Below are 22,334 nucleotides of genomic sequence, written 5' to 3' on the forward strand. Positions count from 1 at the left end.
AGTCTTCGGGGACGGATCACTGGGCGACGAGGCCGTTGCGACGGACGTCGGACCAGGTGCCGCTGTCGGTACAGATCCCGCAGCCGGTCCCGAAGAACTGGGCACGCGCGGCCTGATCTCCCATCAGGTGCGCCCTGAACCAGGCGGTGGTGGGCGCGGCGAACGGGCCGGGGTCGCCCACGACCGTGAAGTGGTCGGCGCCGCGCAGTTCCCCGTAGATGGCCGGGATGTGGTCTGCGGCGTCGTAGAAGGCCTTGACCAGGAAGGGGAAGACGATGCTGTCCTTCTGCCCCGCCAGGAGGAGCGCGGGCACGCGCACGTCGTCGATGTTGGCGAGCGGCCCGGGCTGGATGGGCAGGATGGTGTCGATGCGCGGGTCCGCGCCGACCACGATGGCGGCGGCTCCACCCTGCGAGTGACCGGACGCGCCGATGTGCTCCAGATCGACGTGGTCGTGGAAGGCGCTGCCGGGGTCGGTGTTCCGGCGGGCGAGCAGGTCGATGCCGGCGCGCATGGAAACGCCGAGGTTCGACTGGGGGGTGTTGGCGGCCGCGACGATGAAGCCCTGACTGGCCCAGTGCAGCAACAGGTCGCGGTAGACGACTGGAAAGGCGAAGGTGCCGTTTCCCCACACGATCACGGGGTGGCGGCGGCCGCTGGTCGCGATGTCGCGCGGGTAGTAGAGGGTGGTCACGACCCCGACATCCACCGCGGTGGCGTAGGGGCCGGAAGCGCCGTAGTCGGCCGCGACCGCTTCGGAAGTGGAACCGGTGGGCGCCGCCGCCGCACCCGCGCCGCCGGAAGCCGTCAGCACGAGCACGAGCGAGGTCAGAGGTACGAGCAGTTTTCTCCAGAGCACGGTCGACTCCCCATGTCGGCACGGTGAACCGGATGTCACATCCGGCTCACACCTTGTTTGATCGCACATCCTGAAGCACGGTTCGAAGCCCGTCTCTGCGCAATCGCGGCAAGCAGCGCGGCGATAGTTCGTGCAACCTGCCGAGAGGCGACGGTGTGCAGGGGGTGCCATGCTCGGTTCCGCCGCTGCGGCTACCGTTACGCGCCCGAAGACCCGAAGTCGTTCACCCTGGACCCCGCCGCCTCCCGCCGCACCTCCGTTCGGGACCTCGTCTTCGTCGTTCAGATCCTGGTCCTCGGCGTGGCGGCGACCGTCGCGGGCGCCGTCTTCCTCCAGTGCTGGATCGAGGCTGGGCCCGTTACCTGAGTGCTACCTGAGCAGCTCCCACAGTTGCTGGACGCACAGCACCACGAACAACAGGCCGGCGGCCCCCAGCATCGCGTTGCTCAGCAGGCCGTTGCGCCACTGGGCCGGTGTGCGTGAGGAGTTGAGCAGCCACAGCAGCGTCAAGGCGAGGAAGGGCATGAAGAGTGCGCCGATCACTCCGTACACGACGATGAGACCGAAGGGCTGGTCCAGGAAGAGCAGGCTGATGGGCGGGAAGGTGAGCCAGAGCAGATAGACCCGGAAGGGCAGGGACTTGGCCGGGTTCGTCCCGGCCGGGGCGAGGGAAGGCCGGAACTTCGTGGCGAAGTCGGCAAACATCAGGCTCACTCCGTGCCACACGCCGATCAGGGAGGTGAAGGACGTGGCGAAGAACCCGACCAGGAAGAGCTTGGCGGTCGCCCTTCCGTAGTGCTCCTCCAGGACGGCACTCAGATCGAGCAGCCCCTTGTCCCCCTTGGCCAGGGCCACGCCGGACGAGTGCAGCAGCTCGGCCCCGACGATGAGCATGGCCACCACGAAGATCCCGGTGGTGAGGTAGGCGATGCGGTTGTCGAGCCGCATCACCTTCATCCAACTCGTGTTCGTCCAGCCCTTCGCGTTCACCCAGTAGCCGTACGCGGCAAGGGTGATCGTGCCGCCCACGCCGCCGATCAGTCCGAGCGTGTAGACCAGGGAACCGTCCGGCAGTACGGGCGCGAGGCCGGCGAAGGCCGCGTCGAGCCGGGGCGTGACGCGGATCGCGAGATACACGGTGACCAGGAACATGACGCCGACCAGGACGGTCATGACCTTCTCGAAGACGGCGTACCGGTTGAACCAGACGAAGGCCAGCCCGGCCAGACCGCACAGCACGGCCCAGAGCTTCAGGTCCATGGTGCCCGGGAAGAGCGCGGCCAGCGGGAGCGCACTGGAGGACATCGCGGCGGCGCCGTAGACGAAGCCCCAGACGACGACGTACCCGGCGAAGTAGACGGTGGTCCAGGAGCCGAGGCTGTGCCAGCCGTCGAAGAGGGTACGGCCGGTGGCGAGGTGCCAGCGACCGGCCGCCTCGGCGAGCGAGATCTTGACGAGGCAGCCGATGACCGCGGCCCACAGCAGTGTGTAGCCGAACTTGCTGCCCGCGAGGAGCGTGGCAACGAGGTCGCCGGCCCCGACACCGGTCGCCGCCACGACGATTCCGGGGCCGATGGATCGCCAACTCGCTTTGCGCGGAGCGTGGGTTTCGCTCCCCACGGTGTTCGTCCGAGTGGTGTCTGCCATCTGTGCCTGCCTTCCCGTTCGCCCCCTGGGTGACGGGAGCCACCAAAACGGTTTGGTGGAGGTCGCGCAAGAGGCCCTCCGCCCCCGTGCCGTCCGAACGCGCCGCTGCTGACGGCGTCCACCGTGGCGCTTCTCCTACGGGAACACTGGGCCGAACGAGCATCGTCGCCGGTGTGGGGCGTGTGGTCCCGGGGCGAGCGAGAGCTGACAGGGCTCCGCCGCACGAATCGGTGGCCTTCTCGCCGGTCCACTCACCACGGCGACCCACCCGCCTCGCGGCAGCGGCGACATCGTTGCGCAGCCGTTCGGGCCGTCGACACCCGGTGAGTGGAATCGAACGTATGGGTCGAAGGTGATGGCCACTCGTTCGGCCGATCATGGCCCTTTCGCACTGTCAGACTCCGGGGAGGGAATGCGCTGGTGGGGCTTGGGCAGGGCGGAGTGGGCGTGAAAGAGCATGGTGTGGCTGGTCATGCCGCTCCGGACAGGGCAGGGCCGGGCGTGACGGACCGCGGAGTCCCGGGCGCACGTGCGGTGACGGAGGATCCGCCGTGCGGGCCACAGACCAGTAGCGGATCCGCTGGACAGCGCCGGGAGGAACGGGCTTTGCGTGCGGGGCCGCGGCATGTGGCCTGCGTGATGGACGGCAACGGGCGTTGGGCGCAAAGGCGTTCGCTTCCCCGTACGGCGGGCCACCGGGCGGCGGAGGCCGCAGTCATCGACGTCATCGAGGCGGCCCGGGCCGCCGGCGTGGAGTGGCTCAGCCTGTACGCGTTCTCCACGGAGAACTGGAACCGCCCCGGCAGCGAGGTCGAGTTCCTGATGCGTCTGGTGCGGCGGGTCGTTCGCAAGCATGCGCCGCTGTTGCTCGCGCGCGGTATCCGCTGCCGTTTCCTCGGGGTCAGCGACCCGAGGATCCCCCGTGAACTGGCCCAGGACTTCGAGGACGTGGCGGTACTGACCGCGGAGAACCGGGGGATGACGCTGACCGTCGCCTTCGACCACGGGGGGCGCCGGGACATCGTCGAGGCCGCGAGGTCGCTGATCCTCAGCGGGACGCCCGCCGACGAGGTGACCGAGCGGCTCTTCGCGGACCACCTGCCCTTCCCCGACACCCCCGATGTGGATCTGGTCGTCCGCACCTCCGGTGAGCAGCGCATCTCCAACTTCATGCTCTGGCAGGTCGCCTACGCCGAGTGGGTCTTCCCCGAGGTGCTGTGGCCGGACTTCCGAGCCCCCGACTTCCTGGCCTGCCTGCACACCTACCGGCACCGCGACCGCCGCTTCGGCGGCGTGCCGGCCCGGACGAACGGAGACCCATCATGACCACCGAAACCACGGGAACCGCCGACAAGGCAACCCTGTTCGGGCCGAATTCGCAGTTCAGCGCCTTCTTCGACGACCCGCGCTGGGCCTTAGCCATCATCCGCGCCACCGTCCTGGAGGCCGCTCACCCGCAGGTCGGTGCCGCCCTCGCCGACAACTCCACCTTCGTCACCCACCCCTGGCGCCGACTACGCAACACCTTCCTCAGCATGCGCCGCATGTTCGCCGCCGACCCGGCGGAACGCGAACGGGAGGCCGCCCGGCTCAACCGGCTGCACGCCCGCATGAGCGGATCCGACTCCCGTGGCCGCGCCTACGACGCGATGGACCGCGCGACCCGCGCCTGGGTGGTCGCCACCCTCTTCGAGAGCGCCGTCACCATGTGCCGGCTGAGCGGCCAGCCGCTCGACCAGGACACGATGGAGCGGATGTACGCCGAGTACCGTGCGTACCTCGCCGCGCTCGACGGCGACGCCGCGGAACTCCCCGAGGACCTGAACGACTTCTGGCGGTACTTCGACCGCGTCGTCGAGAACGAGCTGGAGAACACCGAGGCGGCCCGCGTCATCCTCTACCGGCTCTTCGACCACCTTCCCGCTCCCGCGCTGCTCGACGGCGCGCCGACGCTGTGGGCGGCCGGCCGCGCCGTGGTCGGTCCGCTCCTGGGCGCGATCACCGTCGCCTCGCTCCCCGAGTCCTACCGGCGCCGGGCCGCTCTGCCGGAGATGCCGGGCGCCGAGACCCTCATGCAGGGCGCCTACCTCGCCGCAGGGCTCACCCGATTCCTGCCCGCGGGCTGGGTCAACGCCGAGAGCATCATCGAAGCCCTCTCGCTCTCGCCCGACAGCGACGACCCCCGCGCCCGCACCGTAGCCGCCCTGCGCGCCCGCATGAAGCGGGCATCGGCCCTGCTCCGCCTCCTCACACCGCTCACCGGCGACGCCGACTTCGAACCGGCACCGTCGAGGGGAGCGGACGGGAACCGACGCCCGGCGGAGGAGTTCTTCCGCCGGGTGCTGGACCAGACGGGCGACGGCCACCTCGACTGGCCCGACCTCGCTGCCATGGCCCGCGAGCTCTCCACCCGACTCGACCTGGACGAACCCGAGGAGACCCGGCTCTACGATGCCTTCGCCGCCTGGTGGCGCGAACTCCAGGCCGCCCTCGACACGGACGGCGACGGCCGCGTCAGCGCCGAAGAGTACGCCACCGCCGTCCCCTCCCTCGCCGGACCCGCGCTCATCCGCGTTGCCGAGGTCCTCTTCGACGCCACCGACAAGGACGGCAATGGGAGCATCGACGCGGACGAGTACCGAACCCTCTTCCGCACCGCCTTCCACCTAGACCTCACCACTGCTGACGGCGCGTACGGCAAAAGCGCCTTCGTCGGCGACTTCCTCTCCTTCATGGCCGGCCGTCGCACGGGCACGCCGTACGACCCCCTCCTCACCGACGCCTGACGAGCACGGTTGCACACCGCCCATCGGCTACGTTTGTCCTTAACGGCGGCTCCTGGAGGAGTACAGGGGATAGGTACCGCCGCTAAGTACAAACGGCGGCGGATCCGCTCCGGCCCCCCGCACACCGACCGCAGCCGCTCGCACCGGTGTTCGCGTCCTCTAAACAGCCAGTGGGCCGATGACGCCAGGGCCGCGGCCGGCATCGCGCGCGGCTTACCTGCCTGCCCCGAGTCCGACCGGCTTTCCCGGCAGTCCGTACGTGGAGACTTGACCGATCACCAGGAGTGCTGGCGTGGGACCCGTAGAGACTCCGTCTGCGCCTGGCGGCCTTGGCCGGAACCGTGAGACGGCGGTGCTGGCGCTCCTGTCCTTCGCGATGCTGATCGTTTCACTCGACCAGTACATCGTGGTCGTGGCGCTTCCCGACATTGCACGCGACCTCGACTACTCCGCGCAAACGCTCCAGTCGGTCATCAGCGCGTACGCGGTGGCCTCGGCCGGCTTCCTCCTGTTCGGCGGGCGTGCCGCGGACCTGCTCGGACGCCGCCGTATCCTGGCCACCGGCCTCGCCCTCTATGCCGGAGCGGCGTTCGCGGGAGGATTCGCGACCGGCCCCGGAGTACTCCTCGCCTCCCGCGCGTTCCAAGGACTCGGCGGAGCACTGGTCTTCCCCACCACCCTGGCACTCATCAACACCACCTTTGCCGAAGGCCGTCCCCGCAACCGGGCCTTGGGGATCTGGGGAGGGTCGGGCGCGGCAGGGCTCGTCATCGGTGTGCTGCTCGGCGGCCTCCTGACGCAGGCGTTCGGCTGGGAAGCCGTCTTCTTCGTCAACGTCGCACTGGCCGGCCCCGCGCTGCTGCTCGCCTTCGTAGTGATCCCCCGGGACGGCGAGCGCGAGAAGGGCCGCACGTTCGACCTGCCCGGTGCGCTCAGCATCTCTCTCGGAGTCACACTCATCGTGTTCGCCCTCGTGCAGGGCCCCGGATGGGGCTGGTCTTCGCCGGTCATCCTGATGAGCGCAGCGGCGGGCCTCCTGCTGATCGGAGCCTTCGCCGTCATCGAGCGGCGCAGCTCCGACCCGCTCATGCCGCCCGTGCTGCTCTCCAACCCCAACCTGATCACCGGCGTCGTCATCGCTTTCATGTTCATGGCGACCTTTGGCTCCGTGCTCTACTTCCTGTCCGTCTACTTCCAGGAGGTTCTGGGCTACGACGCCTTGCAGACCGGCGTCGGCTTCCTCATCCCCACAGCGGTGGTGGTGGCCGGTTCGACAACCGCGGGCCAGCTCGTGACGCGGTTCGGTCTCAGGCGCACGTTGGCCGCCGCCCTCGCGGTCGGTGCGGTCGGTGCGGTCGCACTCGGCCTCGCGATCTCGCCGAACGGCAGATACATCGACCTCGTCCCCGGCCTGGTGGCGCTCGGCATCGGCGACGGAGTGGTCTTCACCGCCATGTTCATCGCCGCCGCCACCGGGATCTCCGACCGACAGCAAGGCATCGCCTCCGGCATTGCCTCCACCGGCTCGGGCGCGGGCGCAGCCGTCGGCCTCGCCATCCTCGTCCTGGTGGCGACCGCCGGACTCGATGGCCTCTCCGGTGAACAGCTTCGAACCGCTACCGCCGACGGGATCCGCACCGCTCTCTTCGTTGTGGCAGGCGGAATCGGGCTGACCTTCCTCGTCGCCTTGACCCGCTGCCCGACACGGCCCGAACCGGTACCCGTCCCCGTGCCGTACCAGACCCGTCGCTGCTGACGGCATGAAGACCCGGTTCCCGCTTGATCGGCGACAGAGCGGGCCGCTCAGATGCCGTGGGTGGCGGTGATGGAGCCGCCGGAGATGGCTGCGGTGAGCAGAGCGTGGTCCTGGACGGTCTGGTCCGCGTAGAGGAGTGCGAAGTCGGCGATGGCGCGGTCGAAGGTGTCGGCTTTGCCGAGGTACCCGGCGATGGCGATGCGGTCGCCGGAGCGGGCGTGGGCTCGGGCCAATGCGGTGCCGCACAGTTCCGCGTACTGGCGGAGCATGTCCGGGGTCATGGTCTCCACGACGGCCGATCCCTTCATGTCGCGCAGTTGGCGGGCGTAGAAGTCGCGCCCGGCCGGTCCGGTCGTCCAGCCGAGGAAGATGTCTCCGGCTGCCTGGAGCAGTTTCTGTCCCGCGACCACGCGGTGACCGTGGTGGCCATGACTGTCGGCAGGGAGATGGTCTTCCAGCACCGAGCGTCCGGCCTCCTTTATCTGGAGGAAGAGCGGGTCCTGCTCATCGCGGCCCATCAGCAGGACGATGAAGCAGCGGGTGCCGACGCTCCCGATGCCGACTGCCTTCCGTGCTGCTTCGACGAACCGGTAGCGGTCGAGCAGAAGGCGTCGCTCTTCGGGGAGTGTGCTGCGGTATTCGCTGAAGATCTCGCCGACGGCCTGGCTGTCGGGTGAGGTGAGCGGCTCGAGTAGGGCGGGTCGTGGACGATGTGCCGACGGCCTTCCCGGGTCTCGGTGAGTTTGGCGAGTGCGTGCAGGCTGGTGCGCCGTCGGGTACGCGCCAGACTCGCTTCGACCCGGCTTCGCAGCTTGGTCTCGCGGATCAGCGGGAGCACCTCGGCCGTGTCGAACCGCTGGTACCAGACGGCGAGTTCGCCAAGCTCGGCGAGCCGTCGCATGGACGACCGGTAGGCCCGAGCGGTGGCGAGGGCGGATTGCCACGCCCGGTCGTCGCCGTGGCCGCCTTCCCGGGCGGCCACGGCCGTGCTGGCGGCGAGGCGTTTGACGTCCCATTCGAAGGGTCCGGGCAGGGTTTCGTCGAAGTCGTTGAGGTCGAACAGCAGCGCCCGGTCGGGTGAGGCGAAGAGGCCGAAGTTCAGCAGGTGGGCGTCGCCGCAGAGCTGGACGGTCAGGCCGGTGTGGGGCTGGGCCGCCAGGTCCGCGGCCATCACAGCGGCCGCGCCGCGCAGGAAAGCGAACGGGGAGTCGGCCATCCGCCCGTAGCGGATCGGCAGCAGCTCGACGATTCGGTCGGCAGCCTGCCGCTCCAGCCCATCGAGCGGGTCTGGCCGGTCCTCCGCCGTGGTCCACTGCCCATGCGAGGCCCGGGTCACCTGCTTGCGGGCGGCCCGGCCCCGTAGGGCCTTCTCCGCTGGACTGGTCATGGCCATCTCCTTCATCCCATCTTCCAAGCCTGGGCGCGTCGGGGCCCCCGCGCACGTCCACCAGCTCCTCGGCTCGTGACCTGGAGCGACGGGCTGTGCGTCGCGGCCTCGGCCGGGGACCCCCACCCAGCCGTTCTCGCGCGGTCCGTGCTCGGCTGCCGCCAACCAGCTGATCCTTTCGGCGGGTCTATGTCCGGCGGGCTCGGGCCGCTGGGAGCGTGCTGTCATGGCACCCGAGGCAGGCACACCCGCGAAGGCGGCAGGGGCGGGGGTCGTGTTGCTGACCCTCGCTGCCGGCCAGTTCTTGATGGCGCTGGACAGCTCCGTCATGAACGTCTCGATCGCGACGGTGGCCGACGACGTGGGTACGACCGTGACCGGGATCCAGGGCGCGATCACGGCATACACCCTCGTGATGGCGATGTTCATGATCCCCGGCGGCAAGGTCGGCGCGCTCATCGGCCACAAGCGGGCGTTCCTGATCGGCTGCGTGATCTACGGCTGCGGATCCCTGATCACCGCTCTGGCCCCGAACCTGCCCGTGCTCCTGTTGGGATGGTCGTTCCTTGAGGGGATCGGAGCCGCACTCATCCTGCCGGCGATCGTCGCGCTGGTTGCCGGCAACTTCACGGCGGAGCGCCGACCGGGCGCGTACGGGCTGGTGGCCGCCTCCGGAGCCGTGGCGATCGCGGTCGGGCCGATCATCGGGGGTATCGCCACGACGCACTTCTCCTGGCGCTGGGTCTTCGCCGGTGAGGTCGCGATCGTGCTCGCCATCCTGGTGCTCGCCCGCCGCACCGCCGACGCACCGGTCGGCGAGCGGCGGCGCATCGACCTGGTCGGCGCCGTGTTGTCCGCCCTGGGGCTGGGGGTCTTCGTCTACGGGGTGCTCCGCTCGAGCGAGTGGGGCTGGTTCCTGCCGAAGCCCGGTACGCCCGCCTGGCTCGGGATCTCCCTGGTCGTGTGGCTGATGCTGGTGGGCCTGTTCCTGGTGTGGCTCTTCCTGCGCTGGGAGGCCCGCCTCGTGGAGCGGCACCGGGAGCCACTGGTGGACCCGGCCCTGCTGCGCAACCGGCAGCTCACCGGCGGCCTGACGATGTTCTTCTTCCAGTACCTCGTACAGATGGGCGTGTTCTTCGTCGTACCGCTCTACCTGTCGGTCGCGCTCGGTCTGTCCGCGCTCATGACCGGAGCACGCATCCTGCCGCTCTCCCTGACCCTGCTGGCCGCCGCCATCCTGATCCCGCGCTTCCTCCCGAACGTCTCACCGCGGCGGGTGGTGCGGCTGGGCGTCCTGGCGCTGCTCGCGGGCGCGGTCGCTCTGCTGGCCGCGCTCGACACCGACGCGGGCGCGGAGATCGTCACGATCCCGCTCCTGCTGATCGGACTCGGCATGGGAGCTCTGGCCTCCCAGCTGGGCGCCGTCACCGTCTCCGCGGTACCCGACAAGCAGAGTGCGGAAGTCGGCGGCATCCAAAACGCCGTGACCAACCTGGGCGCGTCGATCGGGACGGCACTCGCCGGGTCGATCCTGATCGCGGCGCTCAGCACTTCCTTCCTTGCCAACGTCGAGCAGAATCCGGCCATTGCGGCCGACGTCAAAAGTCAGGCGACCACCAGACTCGAAAGCGGTGTGCCCTTCCTGTCGGACGCCCAGCTCAAGACCGCTCTCGAAAGGGCGGGAACGAGCCCGGAGGCGGCCTCGGCCGCGATGGAGGCGAACGCTGCCGCGAGACTCGACGGATTGCGCGCCGCGCTCGCCATCCTTGCCCTCACTGCCCTCCTCGCCATGTTCTTCACCCAGCGGATCCCCACGACCCCCGCGAAGACGGCAGAACCCGACGGATGACACGCCCCGCCCCAGAAGCTCCGTAGCAGGCACCGGCGATCAATCGGATCATTCCACAGGCAGCCGACACGCCTGCGTGCATCAACGGCCGCTTCATGCCGGTACCGGCATGAAGGGATGCATCTCGTCCGCGCCGGGCTCCACGACGCCGTGGTTGCTCTCCGATACCTAGAAGAGCGACCGGGAATCGTGCGCGCTGGAGTAGCGGAAGGCCCAGACGCGTTCGCCGTCGGTGATGGCGAGCGTCATCTGGAGGGGAAACTCCACGCCGTGGTCGCGGCCGGCGCGCTCCGCCACTCCCGCCATTCTGGCGACGGCGGTCGGCGGTCGGCGGATCCTGGGCCAGGCCGAAGCTGAGGGTCAAGACGCGTTCCGGTAGCCCAGTGGTGAACGCGGTTTGCCGCTCCGAAGGGCACGGATGGGGCATGCAGCCGCGGCTTGACGGAGGGGCATCCGTCTGGCTTTGCCTCGCGGTGAGACGCCGGAACGTGTGCGGGGGAAGCTCAGCCGTGCTCTTCTTCTTCGGCCTCCATGCGCCGGATTCCTTCGTGGGTGAGGGTGACCATCGCGGGGGTGTTGCCCGGTTCCCAGTCGACGGTGATCAGGCCTTCGCCCGCCAGGTAGGTGCAGGCGGCGGCCAGGTCCTGTTCCGGTACGTGGAGGTCGCGCCGTAGCTGTGCTCCGGTGATGCCGAGGAGACGGTTGCCTTCGACGGCTTCGTACAGGACCCGGAGCACCTCATCGCGGTAGGTCCTGCGTTCGCGCAGTGTGGCCATGACCGCGTCCTTTCGTGTGTGGGGGTGGGCTCCGGGATTCGTGGGGTTCTCAGGTCTCGTCGGAGTGGGTGCCGGCGCCGACGGGGGTCCGGCTGGCGGCCGGCCAGGAGCGGGCGGGGCCGGCGGGTGTTGCCGTGTCCACGGTGAGGGAAGTCACCTCCAGCCGTTCCCGGGCAGTGGCATGGTGCGTCGGTCCATGGGGTTCCCGAAGGGGGACATGCAGGATCCGCCTTCGCTCTCCCAGCCGGCTTCCTGGCTCCGGGCGTCGCGGATGCCGCGTCCGATGGCGGCTTCGTTGGCCATCAGGACGCTCGCGGTGAGGTCGCTGCCGGGGATCGCGGCGGCGGCCATCAGGCGGGCCGCGGCGGCGGGCTCGGTCGCGGGCGGGATGACGAGGAGGTCCCAGCGGCCGACGGTGTAGGAGAGCAGGATCAGTTTGTCGGGGTCCTGTTCGGTGAACCAGGCCACGTGCAGCGTGCGCCCGTCCGCGGGCACCGTGTGCGGTACGGCGGGCCAGCGGCTGGGGTTCACGGTGACGCGGGTGATGCGCCCCCAGGGTTCCTCCAGGGCGGCGGCGAGCGGTGGGAGCTCGGCTTCGAGGTCGCGGGAGTGGGGCCACCAGGCTCCGTCCAGCTGCCCGGCGAGCATGGTCTTCGGGGTGAGGGACAAGCGGGCCGGGAGGGCCGGGAGATCTGCGGCGAGGTCGCGGGGCGCGGTCCGGTCGAGGGTCTTGGTCATGATGCGGACCTGCCCCCGGACTGCCCGTCGGCAGCCCGGATTTTAGGCAATCGCCAGGAATGGCACCCGCGTGAAAGCCGGTGCGCGAAATACTCCCAGTGCTTCCACTGTACGCCCGTTCGGTGGACTCGGACCGGCGTGACCAGGCATTTCCCGGCGGGCGGTGGAGCAAGCGGCGGGCGTGCCGTGAATCGTCGGCGGGCTCGTGCACGTCGCCGACCGGGCACCGGCATCGGCGTCGGCGGCGGCATCGGCATCGGCATCGGCATCGGAGGTGAACCTGTGATGACGTACGGCCCCCCGTAGACGGGCGGACCCACAAGGCCGACTTCGACAGCCTCCCCACGCCCCCACGCCCCCACGCGCGTCCGCCTCGACCGCGACCCGGTCGTGCAGAGGTGCGGGGTCGGCTGTGGGGGAGGGACGATGGGAGTCGCGGGAGGCAAAAGCGAGGACGTCGGCCCGGGACGCCTACGGCGCGGGCAGCGGGTGGAAGGAGTCCCGGGATGCGCGCAACCGAACCGTTCCCGGCCTACCCCGGCCAGCCGTCGGAGGGTGATTCCCCCGAGCCAGGGGGGCTACTGGATGTCCTGAAGGTCGCGGCCGTGGTGCTCGATGCGGACGGGCGGATCACCTTGTGGAGCCCGCAGGCCGAGGAACTCTTCGGATACACCTCCGCTGAGGCTCTCGGCCGGTTCGCAGGCCGGCTGCTGGTCCACGAGCAGCACCTGGAGCTGGTGGTCGACCTGTTCCGGCGGGTCATGGCGGGCGGAGGGAGCTGGGCGGGCGTGTTTCCCGTACGGCACAAGGACGGCGGCACGCGGCTGGTGGAGTTCCGGAACATGCGGTTGGAGGACGGCCGGAAAGGCGTCTATGCGCTGGGCCTGGCCACCGACCAGGCGACGTTGCGGCGGGTGGAGCGGGATCTGGCGCTGTCCACCCGGCTGATTTCGCAGTCCCCGATCGGGCTGGCGGTGATAGACACCGATCTGCGGTACGTGACCGTCAATCCCGCGCTGGAACGCATCAACGGCCTGCCGGCCGCTGATCATGTCGGCCGGAACGTCCGAGAGGCATTGCCTTTCTTGGACGTCGAGGCCATCGAGTCCGCGATGCGTGAGGTTCTGGCCGACGGGATCCCGATCCTCGACCGTGAGTCCACGGGGCGCACCCCGGCCGACCCGGACCGTGAGCACGTGTGGTCGGTGTCCTTCTACCGGCTGGAGGCTTCCAACGGGAAGGTGCTCGGCGTCGCGACGTCCGTAGTCGACGTCACTGAGCGGCATCGCGCCACGGCCGAGGCCGCTCGGGCCCGGCAGCGCCTCGGGCTCGTGGCCGACGCCTCCCTGCGCATCGGGACCACGCTCGACCTCGACCAGACCGCCCGCGAACTCGCCGAGGTCTCCGTGCCGGAACTGGCCGACGTGGCCGCGGTGGACGTGCTCGACAGCATCCTGCACAGCCGTGCGGCCGTTGCCGCAAACGAAGGGTCAGCGGTATTCAGGGCCTTGGCCGTGGCTGCCGCGTACCCCACGGACGCGGTGCGTGCGGCCGATCAGCCGGGTGAGGTGGCACGCTACGACGCCGACCGGCTGGTCACCCGGTGCGTGAACACGGGCCGCCCGGTCCGCGTGTCCCACGTGGACGCCGATGACCTGATCCGCATCGCCCGGAGTCCCGAGGCCGTCGGCATGCTGGCCGCCGCAGGACTCCACTCCTACCTGGCCGTGCCGCTCATCGCCCGCGGCGAAGTCCTCGGGGCCCTCGACCTCAAGCGCCTGCGCAATCCGGAACCGTTCACCGCCGACGACGAGGTCCTGGCCGGCGAGCTGGCCGCGCGCGCCGCCGTGTGCATCGACAACGCACGCTGGTACCAGCAGGCACGCAACACCGCCCTCACCCTCCAGCGCAGCCTCCTCCCTCAGGAGCCACCGGACCCGCCCGGCCTGGAGATCGCCTACCGCTATCAGCCCGCCCAAGCGGCGGACGAGGTCGGCGGCGACTGGTTCGACGTCATCCCTCTGGCGGGGGACAAGACCGCCCTCGTAGTCGGCGACGTCATGGGCAGCGGGATCAGCGCCGCCGCAACGATGGGCCAACTCCGCACAGCCACCCGCACACTGGCCGACCTCGACCTCGACCCCGCCCAGGTACTGCGTCACCTCGACCGCCTGACCGACCCCATGGGGCAGACCATCACGACCTGCGTCTACGCCGTCTACGACGCCCCCAACACCCGCTGCCTCATCTCCAACGCGGGGCACATGCCACCCGTGTTGATGCGTCGCGGACGGCCGCCCGAACTACTGGAACTGCCCACCGCAGTCCCCCTCGGCGTCGGCGACGTCCCCTTCCACACCACCACGTTCGATCTGCACCCGGGCGACCAACTGGTCCTCTACACCGATGGCCTGGTCGAAACCCGCGACCAGGCCATCGACGCACGCCTGAACGCTCTCCTCGCCCTCCTCGCAAAGCCGCCGCGATCCCTGGAAGAGACCTGCGACATGCTCCTCCACGCACTGCGCCAACCCGGCGACCACGACGACGTCGCCCTGCTCATCGCCCGGGTCCAGCCCTGACACTGCCGCGGCCGGGCTCTGGGCGTGTGGGCGAGTGGTGCTCCGGTCAGAGCGTCTCGTCGTGCAGGTCCTCCTCGCGCAGCAGGTCGTCCTCACGGCGGCGCGAGGTCTCCTTCGGGCCCTCCTCCCGGCCTTGCTTCTGTCCCTGCTTGCGGGAAGCCTTGCCCGGCTGGGGACGTGCGGGGTCCCCGGAGCGATGATGCTCCTGCGCCTCGCGGCCCTTGCCCGGCTCCTTGTGCGTGTCCTGTGCATCGCCCATGACGGCGACTCCTCTTGATCCGTGGGATGGGGATTCCTCGCGAATCACGCTGACACGTGTGGTGACGATCTGCATCATCTCGACTACAGGGTGTGGCTTACGGGTGACGCCCGTCCTCGATGTGCGACGTGGGGAGGGGCCGTCCCCTGAGTGCCGAGGCCGCTCGCGCAGGCTGGTCGGCGACGCCTATGGCTTCTCGGCGGCACTTCGATGACGGCCTCCTTCGGGAAGTCGTCACCGGGGTCGAGGCGGCTTCCCGCGGGGGTGACCTGTCCTGCGCGAGCAGGCGGGCCGGGGCGTTGAAGCCCTCGTGGCGGTTGGTGTCCCAGCCGTCTCCCAGTTCGTCCCGCCACCTCGTCAGCCCGGCGCCCTTCTCCTGGAAGGTGCTCGGCCAGATCGTGGCCGACCTCACGCAGCCCCCGGCTGTCGGGTGCGTGCACGATGACCTGCGGTCCGCTGGACGTCATGCCCTCAGGATCGACGTGGCCCGAGAGGGCCGCAGCCGGCACGGGCATCCGGGTGAGGCGTTCGGACGGAGTGGCCTGCCTCGTCCTCCGTGCACCGGCACCCCTCGTGCTCGCAGCGCGCCCGGATGCACCTTGACGGTGCGTCCGGGCGCGCTGCAGGTGTCAGGGGTTGATGGGGAGGAAGATGCCGCGCAGCTTGTGAGCACCGTCCATGGTGACGTTGAACTGAGGGCCGGCGTCGTACTGCACGCCGTCGTAGAGCCAGGCCGCGAGCCGGAATCCGGCCTCGGGGCGTGCCGCGACGCCGACGACGGTGCCCGGCTTGTAGGGCCCGTAGACGGCGGGGCGGATGGTGCCGCCCGCGGTGGAGGACACGAGGAGGGCGTGGCGGGTCTTGCTGTCGGTCAGGGTCCGGTAGCCCGCCACGATCGGAGTGGACAGGCGGGCGAGGGCGGCGTTGTTGTTGTTCGCGTCGCCCAGGGGCTGGCCGTTGAAAGTGTTCTCGGTGTTGGAGTACTGATTCACCAGGGTGCACAGCTGGGGGCGGCAGAAGTCGGGGTATGCCATGAGGGTGCGGTGCCGCTTGTTCGGCGTGACCCACCCGGTCCCGTAGGGCGCGTTGAGGTCGTTCAGCGCGGCGGCATCCAGGATGTAGCGGTCGTGGAACAGGCCGAGGTTGTGGCCGAGTTCGTGACCGAGGTTGTAGAAGCTGATCAGAGAGTTGAAGTCGATGGCGGAGAAGGCCAGTTTGGAATTGAAGATCCCCCGCACGGGCAGGCTGGCGTTGCCGGTGGACTCCGTCGCCCCGACCTGGTTGACGACGGTCACCAGGTCAGCCCCGAAGCGGCGGCGCAGTTCGTGCGCCCTGGATCCGAGATCCGGGTCCAGGGGGTTCTCCAGCTTCCCGCGCATCAACTCCGCGTTGTTGTCGCCCTGGTAGTTCGTGTTGTACGTGCCCAGGACGTCGACGCTGGCGGGGACGTTGCTGTCGGCGAGGGCCTCGTTCATCTTCCGCTCGGCCCAGTAGATCCTGTTGATGACCTGCTGCTGGCCGCCTGCCGCGGTGACGGCCTTCGGGGTGTAGCCGGCGATGACGTCGATGACCACCGGCTTGTCCGCCGTGGCCTCGATCCCTCCCTGGAGGGACCTTCGCATGGCCGACGCGGCGGCCGGGTCGATGCCCGGCTTGTCGGGCACCCTCAGCGGGCTGAGGAAGGGGTCCTCCTCGGTGACGTGCAGCTGGGTGGGCTGGCCCGTGACGGTTCGCGCGTGGTAGACGCGCTCGCCGAGGTCCGCGTGGACCTCCACGACGACGGTGGCCTCGGGCGTACGGTCGGTCTTGGTCTTGCACAGGCCGCGCAGGGCGACGACGACGCTGGTGTCGGGCCGGTCCTTGACGTGGCCGCTCCAGACGACCGTTCCGTGGTCGTCGTCGATCCCGTCCTCGACCGCGGTGACGCGCACGTCCTCGAAGAACTCGAAGGTGTGCTCGCGCGGCACGCCGATCGGAGCCGGGGTGCACAGCGTGCGGAACAGTTCCGCGTCGAGGGGGAAGGTGCGCTCGCGCACCACCACCCTGTCCTCGCCGGACGGGGAGGGGGCACGGGCGGCCAGGGGGGCGGCGGAGACACCGGCGGCCGCGGCCAACGGCAGGGCGGTGAGAGCGGCGACACACACCGCCAGCAGACGGGCACGCCGAGGACGGCGAAGTGAGGTCATACGGCACAGAAAACTAGAGCCCATGTCGTACAGGCGCGCGACATGCCTTGCTCTCCGATGGATCACCCGCCCGCCACAACACGGCCACCCCTATGTCTGACAAGCGAGATGGCCCCCAACCCCAGTCGTCGCAGCCAGGTGATCGTTTCCGTTCACGGCTCCAGGTCGGCGCGGACGGACCGGAATCATCGAGCTGCGTGCCCTGCGTGGGCTCACGTCGCGTCACGCGTCCAGTTGTGCGCGGATGAGTGTGTCGAGTCGTTGCCATGCCTGGGATGAGGCGTTGACCGTGCCCTGGATGAGGGCGGGGATCTCGGAGGTCGCGTCCTGCCCGGGCAGTTCGTGGGGGCCGTAGCGTTCTCGGGTCGCTTCGGCGATCCGGTGGGCGAGGTCGTCGATGAGAGGATCGTCGGCGGCGAGGTCGTACGCGTGGTCGTAGTCGAGGAAGAGCTGCCGTGTCGCCGGGTCGGCCAGGGTCTCGGCCTGGTCGTGGAACAGGGTGACCGCGAGGTCCGGGTGGGTGGCGAACACGAGGATCCACAGGTCGCGTTGCAGGTCCTCCATCGAGGGGTGAATCCCCAGTGGGCCAGGTGCTCCAGATGGGTGCCGACCTCGGCGGGCAGCGGTGACAGCTGCCCGGCCGCGAGCCGGCGCAGGCGTCCCCGTGTTGCCCGCAGTCCGCGGATGCGGGCGGTGAGCTCGTCCTCGATCTCGTGCAGCGCCTGCTGGAACTCCTCGACGGTCGCGGACCTCAGGTCGCGGATGCGGGCCAGGGGGACTCCGGCTTCGGCGAGCGTCCGGATCTTGATCAGGTCGATGGCGTCCTTCGCGCCGTATCGGCGGTAGCCGGACGCGTCGCGGTCGGGCTCGGGGAGCAGTCCCTTGTCGTGGTAGACGCGGATGGTCTTGATCGACACTCCGGCGTACCTGGCCAGCTGCCCGATGGTGATCACCCGGTGATCCTCCCATTTGACCTTTCCCCTGGGGCAGGGTTGCAGCATGGGGGCATGGCGAACATGAGTACTGATCGGGAGACGCTGCGCGCGCTGGCCGACGAGGGCAACGAGACCGCTTTGGAGCGGCTGGCCGACCTTGCCGACACGGCCGGCGACCTGGAGGAGCTGAGCGAGCTCCTGGACGAGGGATCCATGCATGCCGGGTTTCTGCTCACTCGGCGCGCGGCCGCGGCCGGCGACCTGCGTGAGTTGCAGCGGATCTCCGACGCCGGGTACGAGGAGGCCGGCACCGAACTGGACCGGCTCCTGAAGGCACCGACCGACGGGCATCGGCCCTGAGGACCGAACCGGCCGCGTCGAAGGGGGTCGGCCCGGCGCGGTAGGCGGTAGGCGGTAGGCGGTAGAGGGCGGAGGCGGTCGCGGCGGAGCACCATGGAGGGAGGGGCGTAGGCGTGACGACCGGGCAGGAGCCCGACCATGGCGCGTGGGCGACTGCGGATCTACCTTGGGGCGGCCCCCGGGGTCGGCAAGACGTACGCGATGCTCGAAGAAGGGCAGCGCCTGGCCCAGGCCGGCGCCGACGTGGCGGTCGGGTTCGTCGATGGCAGGACGTCGAGGAACTCCTCGACGCGGGCATCGACGTCGTCACCACCCTCAACGTCCAGCACCTGGAGTCCCTGGGCGACGTGGTCCGGCAGATCACCGGTGTCCCGCAGCGCGAGACCCTGCCGGACGAGGTGTCCCGCAGCGCGGACCAGATCGAGCTGGTGGACCTGCCGCCCGAGCTGCTGCGCGACCTCGGCCCTACGGCTGCCGCACCCGAGCCGTGCCACCGGCCCTCGCCGGTTCTGGATCGCGATGCTGCTCGCCGCGATCACGCTCCCGGGCCTGACCGCTCTCCTGGTCCTCCTGGGCGAGCACGTGGACCTCGCCCTCGCCCTGGTGCTCTACCTGCTGGCCGTCGTCGTGATCGCCCTGGTCGGAGGCCTCGTTCCCGCGCTGCTGGCCGCGCTCGCCGCGGGACTGCTCGCCGACCACTACTTCACCCCGCCGGTGCACTCGCTGCGCGTCGAGCGCCTCGCCGACATCCTCGCGTTGGTGGTGTACGTCGTCACGGCGGTCATCGTCGGCATGGCCGCGGGCACGGCCGCGCGCCGCACGTACCAGGCCGTACGAGCGAGCTCCGAGGCCCGGGCGCTGAGCCGGCTGGCCACCGCCATGATGCACGGGCAGGACCTTCCGACCCTGCTCGAACAGGTACGGGAGGACTTCGGCCTGGAGGCGGTGAGCCTGCTGGCACGCGATACGGGGCATGCCGCCGAGCCCCGCTGGTACGTCGTCGCCAGCACCGGCGAGCATCCGCCGGAGCGCCCGTACGACGTCGATGTGGAAAGCCCCGTCGGCGATGACCTCACGCTGGCGGCGACAGGGCGCCCGCCGAGCGGCGACGACCAGCGCGTACTGGGGGCGTGCGCGGCCCAGTTGGGCATGGCCTACTCCCATGGCCGGCTCGCCGCCCATGACGCCGAAGCGGGTCTGCGTGCCACGGCCGAGCACACCCGGGCCTCGCTCCTCCTCACGGCGAGCCGCGACCTGCGGGGGCCGCTGAGTACGGCCGACGAAGCGCTGAGCGGCCTCGGCAGCGGCACCGATCCGAAGGAGGCCCAGCGGCACAGCCCGCCGGACCGGCCCCCGCGGCTGACGGCCGAGATCCGGGCCGGTCAGGTGGAGATCCACGTGGAAGACGGCGCCAACGAGATGGTTCAGGTCGCGGAACGCGGGACGCATCCGAGCCGCAAGCCGGACAGTCTGACCCTGCGGATGTGTCGTGACCTCATGGAGACCATGGGGGGCACCCTGGGAACCACGGGCGCCGGCCCCGGCTTCGCCGTGACGCTCACGCTTCCGGCGGCTGCTCCCCGGCAGCCGATCATCGCAGGCCGGAGGTCCTGAAGACGGTGAGGGCCGTCTCGCGGTTGATGCGCTCCGTCAACTCGCACAGGGCGATCACCCCGTACCGCAGGGTGCCGTGCCGGACCGACGCGCGGGCGTCCGTGTCGAAGCGGTGCCACATCGCCGGGTTGCGGACCAGGACGGTCGGATCGATCTCGGCCCGGTTTCCCTCCGTGTCGCGGAGGATCATCCGCTGAGCCACCCCGTCGGTCCACCTGACCGAGACGAGGGAGTCCGTACGGACGGTGTGGTCCACCAGCAGTCCTCGGGCGCTCAGCAGACCGGGACCTACGGAGACTCTGGGAGGCAGCAGGATCACGAAGACGAGGGCGGCCAGCCCGGTCCAGAGGGCGCCGCGGGTCGCGTCGAGCCTGCCGCCACTCGCGTCCATGGCCAGGAGGGCCGCGTACAGGAGCGACGCGACAACGAGGGCCGCGCGCCTCTCGACGGCCCAGTGGATGTCGCGTGCGAGAGGTCCCGGAGGCTCCGCGGCGGAGTGCGCGCCGGTCGCGGACTGCGTGAAACGTCGTTCCATGAAGGTGACGTTAGGGCCGGTACGAGCCTGGGCGGCGGGCCCTGACGGACCGCTGATGTGCCGGCTACGGCATTTTGACGGGGGGGGGGGGGGGGGATCGCGGCGTCCCCTGCCGGTTCACTGGCCGGTGGGCCGGGGATGGCCGGGGGAGTTCCCGGGTGCGGGATCAAGGGGCAGGACGAGGCCGGCGCCTTTCGGGGCGGGGCTGGACACCGGTCATCAGGACGTCGAGGCCGCGTCGTGTGGTCACCAGTACGACGCGGTCGTCATGGCGCAGGATCCGTCCGTGGGGCGGGCGCCAGTTGAAGGAGGGCCGGTCCGTGCGGAATCCACCGAGGGTGTCGGTCGAGGAGGCCGAGTGCCGGCCGGTCGTGGGGCCGACGGCGAGTACGCGCCACTCGTGCTCCTTGAAGGCCGCGTGTATCGAGCGGCCTTCGAGTTCGGGATGGCCCGCCACGTCCACGACGGTGAACAGGAGGGAGCCGCGTTCCACCGGCATGACGCCCAGCACGTGGCGGCCCATCATCGCGGCGGCGAAGGAGGGCGCGGCCAGCGCCGAGACACTGCGGCTGCGAGTGAGTGCCTCCGGGTATCCGGCGCGCAGGGTGCGGGAGACGGTGGCGGCGAAGTCGTCGTCGTACAGGCGCATCACCGCACGCACGCGGGGGTTGCTCTCGCGGGCGGCCATCACGATGTCGAGGTTCCCGCCGTCGTCGTGGGTGAGACGAGCAATGATCTGCTGGTGCTTATGCGGGCGAGGTCGAGGACCCCGGGTACGGCGGCGTCTTCGAGCAGCAAGGCACGCCGAGTTCGCGTGCCAGCGCGACCCCTCGGGCCTGTGGGTCCCGCTCGATGACCACGACCGTGTGGTCGGTCGTGCACAGCTGTCCAAGGGCGCGCGTGCCGATCTTGCCGGGGCCGACCAGGGCGATGTGGTCGCGCAAGGCCGTGTCCGGTACGTGGTTGGCCGACGCGGTGCGGAAGGCCAGCGTGGCGTTCATCGCGGCGGCCACGACGAGGGGGAGCACGGCCAGGCCGACGAACCCCGCGACGAGCTGGAGGACCTGGCGGGCCGTGGACTCCTCGGTCGCCGGGTCGCCCATGGTGAGGATGTCGAGGAGGGGCAGGTACACCGACTTCCACAGAGGGCCGTCCTCCACGAGGGCCGTCACCGCGGCCAGGAGGACCACGGCCGCGCCGAGGACCCCGAAGACGGCGGTCACTTCGCGGGAGACGAAGACCCTCCAGGGCAGGTGCCCGAGCCGGTCCCGCAGCCAGCTGCGGTAGGCCCGCTGCCGCCGGGAGGAGGTCGGGTCTGGTCCGTGATGCTGGGTGACCTCTTCGAGCATGAGACGGCCGTGCGTGAACTGGCGGTGGTAGGCGGTCGCGGTATCCGGGAGCAGCTGGGTGCCGCTCGCACCGGGGGTCTCCGCGCTGTCCCCGCCCAGCGGGTCGTCCATGTGGGTGCCGGAGAGTACGGCCGGCGTGGCCAGGTCCGTCGCGTGGGGCGGGGTCCCGGCAGGACGTACGACACCGCGGAACACCTTGCCCTCGACCTGGAGGGTGGGCCCGTGTCCGACCGCCGCCGCGGCGACCAGCTCGGGGACGGCCGTGTCGGCGTCGGAAAGGATCGTCGTGGACGCCTCGATGAAGCCGTCGTCGTATTCGAGGTGGCGGCCGCGCTCCCGGTTGAACATGCGGATGACTGAGGCGTACGTGCGGGTTGATGCTGCGGGCGAGCAGGGCCGCGGTCGTGTTCACCTGGTCGTCGCCGTACGTCAGCGCGAGCGCGGCGGCACGTTCCACACCGGCCTGCCGGAGGGCCTGCTCATCGGGCCGGGCGGAAACGAGCAGCTCTACGGGGGAGCGCGGATCGCGGTGCAGAGCGGCGATCTCGCCGCCGTGTCCGTCGCGCCGCGAAGGCAGTACGACCGTGACGGCCTCGCCGCAGACGGCGTCGAGCTCCCGCGCGAGGCGGTGCGCGAGTCCGTCGTCACCGCAAATGATCATGTGCTCGGAGCGCTGCCCGGGTTCGGCGCGCAGATGGAGGGTCGAGGTCATGCGG

The 22,334-nt window shown here is 70.2% G+C and carries 17 protein-coding genes and 5 pseudogenes; 8 read left to right on the plus strand and 14 right to left on the minus strand.

Going from position 1 to position 22,334, the window contains the following annotated elements:
• Positions 1–16: 16 nt before the first annotated feature.
• Positions 17–859 carry an alpha/beta hydrolase family protein gene (locus OG247_RS37460; RefSeq protein WP_327256421.1) on the minus strand — a complete coding sequence of 281 codons (843 nt, stop codon included), beginning with the start codon at positions 857–859 and terminating at the stop codon, positions 17–19.
• Between the two features lie 153 nt (positions 860–1,012).
• Between OG247_RS37460 and OG247_RS37465 the strand changes: the two genes are divergently transcribed.
• Complete coding sequence (locus OG247_RS37465) at positions 1,013–1,225, plus strand: hypothetical protein (RefSeq protein ID WP_327256422.1); 213 nt, start codon at positions 1,013–1,015, stop codon at positions 1,223–1,225.
• Between the two features lie 3 nt (positions 1,226–1,228).
• On the opposite strand, the gene OG247_RS37470 is transcribed toward OG247_RS37465, so the two are convergent.
• A complete protein-coding gene (locus OG247_RS37470; protein ID WP_327256423.1) occupies positions 1,229–2,506 on the minus strand; it encodes an Nramp family divalent metal transporter in 1,278 nt (425 codons plus the stop codon).
• 606 nt (positions 2,507–3,112) lie between these two features.
• Between OG247_RS37470 and uppS the strand changes: the two genes are divergently transcribed.
• The 3 genes from uppS to OG247_RS37485 all read left to right on the plus strand — a co-directional run bounded on the left by uppS (position 3,113) and on the right by OG247_RS37485 (position 7,048).
• Positions 3,113–3,832: a polyprenyl diphosphate synthase gene (gene uppS, locus OG247_RS37475; RefSeq protein ID WP_327256424.1), complete on the plus strand. Its 720-nt coding sequence runs from the start codon at positions 3,113–3,115 to the stop codon at positions 3,830–3,832.
• On the plus strand, positions 3,829–5,292 hold the full coding sequence (locus OG247_RS37480) for an oxygenase MpaB family protein (RefSeq protein ID WP_327256425.1): 1,464 nt from the start codon (positions 3,829–3,831) through the stop codon (positions 5,290–5,292). The genes uppS and OG247_RS37480 overlap by 4 nt, the downstream gene beginning before the upstream one ends.
• A gap of 352 nt (positions 5,293–5,644) precedes the next feature.
• Positions 5,645–7,048, plus strand: a complete 1,404-nt coding sequence (locus OG247_RS37485; RefSeq protein ID WP_327256426.1) for an MFS transporter — start codon at positions 5,645–5,647, stop codon at positions 7,046–7,048.
• Between the two features lie 47 nt (positions 7,049–7,095).
• Here the strand turns inward: OG247_RS37485 and OG247_RS44960 are convergent.
• A pseudogene (locus tag OG247_RS44960) lies at positions 7,096–8,765 on the minus strand (DUF2252 domain-containing protein).
• Between OG247_RS44960 and OG247_RS37500 the strand changes: the two are divergent.
• Positions 8,662–10,284: an MFS transporter gene (locus tag OG247_RS37500; protein ID WP_327256427.1), complete on the plus strand. Its 1,623-nt coding sequence runs from the start codon at positions 8,662–8,664 to the stop codon at positions 10,282–10,284. The pseudogene OG247_RS44960 and the gene OG247_RS37500 sit on opposite strands and share 104 nt — an antisense overlap.
• A 171-nt stretch (positions 10,285–10,455) precedes the next feature.
• Here the strand turns inward: OG247_RS37500 and OG247_RS44965 are convergent.
• The 3 genes and pseudogenes from OG247_RS44965 to OG247_RS37515 all read right to left on the minus strand — a co-directional run.
• A pseudogene (locus OG247_RS44965) lies at positions 10,456–10,611 on the minus strand (class II glutamine amidotransferase); the annotation flags it as partial.
• A 176-nt stretch (positions 10,612–10,787) separates the two neighbouring features.
• A complete protein-coding gene (locus OG247_RS37510) occupies positions 10,788–11,060 on the minus strand; it encodes a hypothetical protein (RefSeq protein WP_327256428.1) in 273 nt (90 codons plus the stop codon).
• Positions 11,061–11,213: 153 nt separating this feature from the next.
• Positions 11,214–11,798, minus strand: coding sequence for a DUF5994 family protein (locus tag OG247_RS37515; protein ID WP_327256429.1), 585 nt, complete (start codon positions 11,796–11,798; stop codon positions 11,214–11,216).
• Positions 11,799–12,304: 506 nt separating this feature from the next.
• On the opposite strand from OG247_RS37515, the gene OG247_RS37520 reads away from it, so the two are divergent.
• Positions 12,305–14,380 carry a SpoIIE family protein phosphatase gene (locus OG247_RS37520; RefSeq protein WP_327256430.1) on the plus strand — a complete coding sequence of 692 codons (2,076 nt, stop codon included), beginning with the start codon at positions 12,305–12,307 and terminating at the stop codon, positions 14,378–14,380.
• Between the two features lie 46 nt (positions 14,381–14,426).
• On the opposite strand, the gene OG247_RS37525 is transcribed toward OG247_RS37520, so the two are convergent.
• From OG247_RS37525 to OG247_RS37540, 4 genes and pseudogenes are all read right to left on the minus strand, one after another.
• Complete coding sequence (locus OG247_RS37525) at positions 14,427–14,639, minus strand: hypothetical protein (RefSeq protein WP_327256431.1); 213 nt, start codon at positions 14,637–14,639, stop codon at positions 14,427–14,429.
• A 629-nt stretch (positions 14,640–15,268) separates the two neighbouring features.
• Positions 15,269–16,825 carry a zinc-dependent metalloprotease family protein gene (locus OG247_RS37530; RefSeq protein ID WP_327256432.1) on the minus strand — a complete coding sequence of 519 codons (1,557 nt, stop codon included), beginning with the start codon at positions 16,823–16,825 and terminating at the stop codon, positions 15,269–15,271.
• A 222-nt stretch (positions 16,826–17,047) separates the two neighbouring features.
• A complete protein-coding gene (locus tag OG247_RS37535; protein ID WP_327257833.1) occupies positions 17,048–17,389 on the minus strand; it encodes a MerR family transcriptional regulator in 342 nt (113 codons plus the stop codon).
• A gap of 242 nt (positions 17,390–17,631) precedes the next feature.
• Positions 17,632–18,111 (minus strand): annotated as a pseudogene (locus OG247_RS37540) (MerR family transcriptional regulator); the annotation flags it as partial.
• A gap of 147 nt (positions 18,112–18,258) precedes the next feature.
• On the opposite strand from OG247_RS37540, the pseudogene OG247_RS44970 reads away from it, so the two are divergent.
• Together OG247_RS44970 and OG247_RS37555 are read left to right on the plus strand one after the other, a co-directional pair.
• Positions 18,259–18,575: pseudogene (locus OG247_RS44970) on the plus strand (histidine kinase); the annotation flags it as partial.
• Between the two features lie 64 nt (positions 18,576–18,639).
• A complete protein-coding gene (locus OG247_RS37555; RefSeq protein ID WP_327257769.1) occupies positions 18,640–19,734 on the plus strand; it encodes a DUF4118 domain-containing protein in 1,095 nt (364 codons plus the stop codon).
• Here OG247_RS37555 and OG247_RS37560 read toward each other — a convergent pair.
• The 4 genes and pseudogenes from OG247_RS37560 to OG247_RS37575 all read right to left on the minus strand — a co-directional run.
• On the minus strand, positions 19,712–20,269 hold the full coding sequence (locus OG247_RS37560) for a hypothetical protein (protein ID WP_327256433.1): 558 nt from the start codon (positions 20,267–20,269) through the stop codon (positions 19,712–19,714). The genes OG247_RS37555 and OG247_RS37560 overlap by 23 nt on opposite strands.
• Before the next feature lie 166 nt (positions 20,270–20,435).
• Positions 20,436–20,960 carry a hypothetical protein gene (locus OG247_RS37565; RefSeq protein ID WP_327256434.1) on the minus strand — a complete coding sequence of 175 codons (525 nt, stop codon included), beginning with the start codon at positions 20,958–20,960 and terminating at the stop codon, positions 20,436–20,438.
• A 55-nt stretch (positions 20,961–21,015) separates the two neighbouring features.
• Positions 21,016–21,966, minus strand: coding sequence for a hypothetical protein (locus OG247_RS37570; protein WP_327256435.1), 951 nt, complete (start codon positions 21,964–21,966; stop codon positions 21,016–21,018).
• Positions 21,967–22,042: 76 nt separating this feature from the next.
• A pseudogene (locus tag OG247_RS37575) lies at positions 22,043–22,330 on the minus strand (NAD-binding protein); the annotation flags it as partial.
• Positions 22,331–22,334 lie beyond the last annotated feature (4 nt).

This window comes from Streptomyces sp. NBC_01244 (genome assembly GCF_035987325.1).
In the GTDB taxonomy this organism is placed as follows: Bacteria; Actinomycetota; Actinomycetes; order Streptomycetales; family Streptomycetaceae; genus Streptomyces.

Bases quoted from the DNA above. Each gene is read 5' to 3' on its own strand.
- OG247_RS37510 (WP_327256428.1), bottom strand. From the start codon at position 11,060: ATGGCCACACTGCGCGAACGCAGGACCTACCGCGATGAGGTGCTCCGG.
- OG247_RS37570 (WP_327256435.1), bottom strand. From the start codon at position 21,966: ATGTTCAACCGGGAGCGCGGCCGCCACCTCGAATACGACGACGGCTTC.
- OG247_RS37520 (WP_327256430.1), top strand. From the start codon at position 12,305: ATGCGCGCAACCGAACCGTTCCCGGCCTACCCCGGCCAGCCGTCGGAG.
- OG247_RS37470 (WP_327256423.1), bottom strand. From the start codon at position 2,506: ATGGCAGACACCACTCGGACGAACACCGTGGGGAGCGAAACCCACGCT.
- OG247_RS37555 (WP_327257769.1), top strand. From the start codon at position 18,640: ATGCTGCTCGCCGCGATCACGCTCCCGGGCCTGACCGCTCTCCTGGTC.
- OG247_RS37560 (WP_327256433.1), bottom strand. From the start codon at position 20,269: ATGGAACGACGTTTCACGCAGTCCGCGACCGGCGCGCACTCCGCCGCG.
- OG247_RS37530 (WP_327256432.1), bottom strand. From the start codon at position 16,825: ATGACCTCACTTCGCCGTCCTCGGCGTGCCCGTCTGCTGGCGGTGTGT.
- OG247_RS37535 (WP_327257833.1), bottom strand. From the start codon at position 17,389: ATGGAGGACCTGCAACGCGACCTGTGGATCCTCGTGTTCGCCACCCAC.
- OG247_RS37525 (WP_327256431.1), bottom strand. From the start codon at position 14,639: ATGGGCGATGCACAGGACACGCACAAGGAGCCGGGCAAGGGCCGCGAG.
- OG247_RS37480 (WP_327256425.1), top strand. From the start codon at position 3,829: ATGACCACCGAAACCACGGGAACCGCCGACAAGGCAACCCTGTTCGGG.
- OG247_RS37500 (WP_327256427.1), top strand. From the start codon at position 8,662: ATGGCACCCGAGGCAGGCACACCCGCGAAGGCGGCAGGGGCGGGGGTC.
- OG247_RS37515 (WP_327256429.1), bottom strand. From the start codon at position 11,798: ATGACCAAGACCCTCGACCGGACCGCGCCCCGCGACCTCGCCGCAGAT.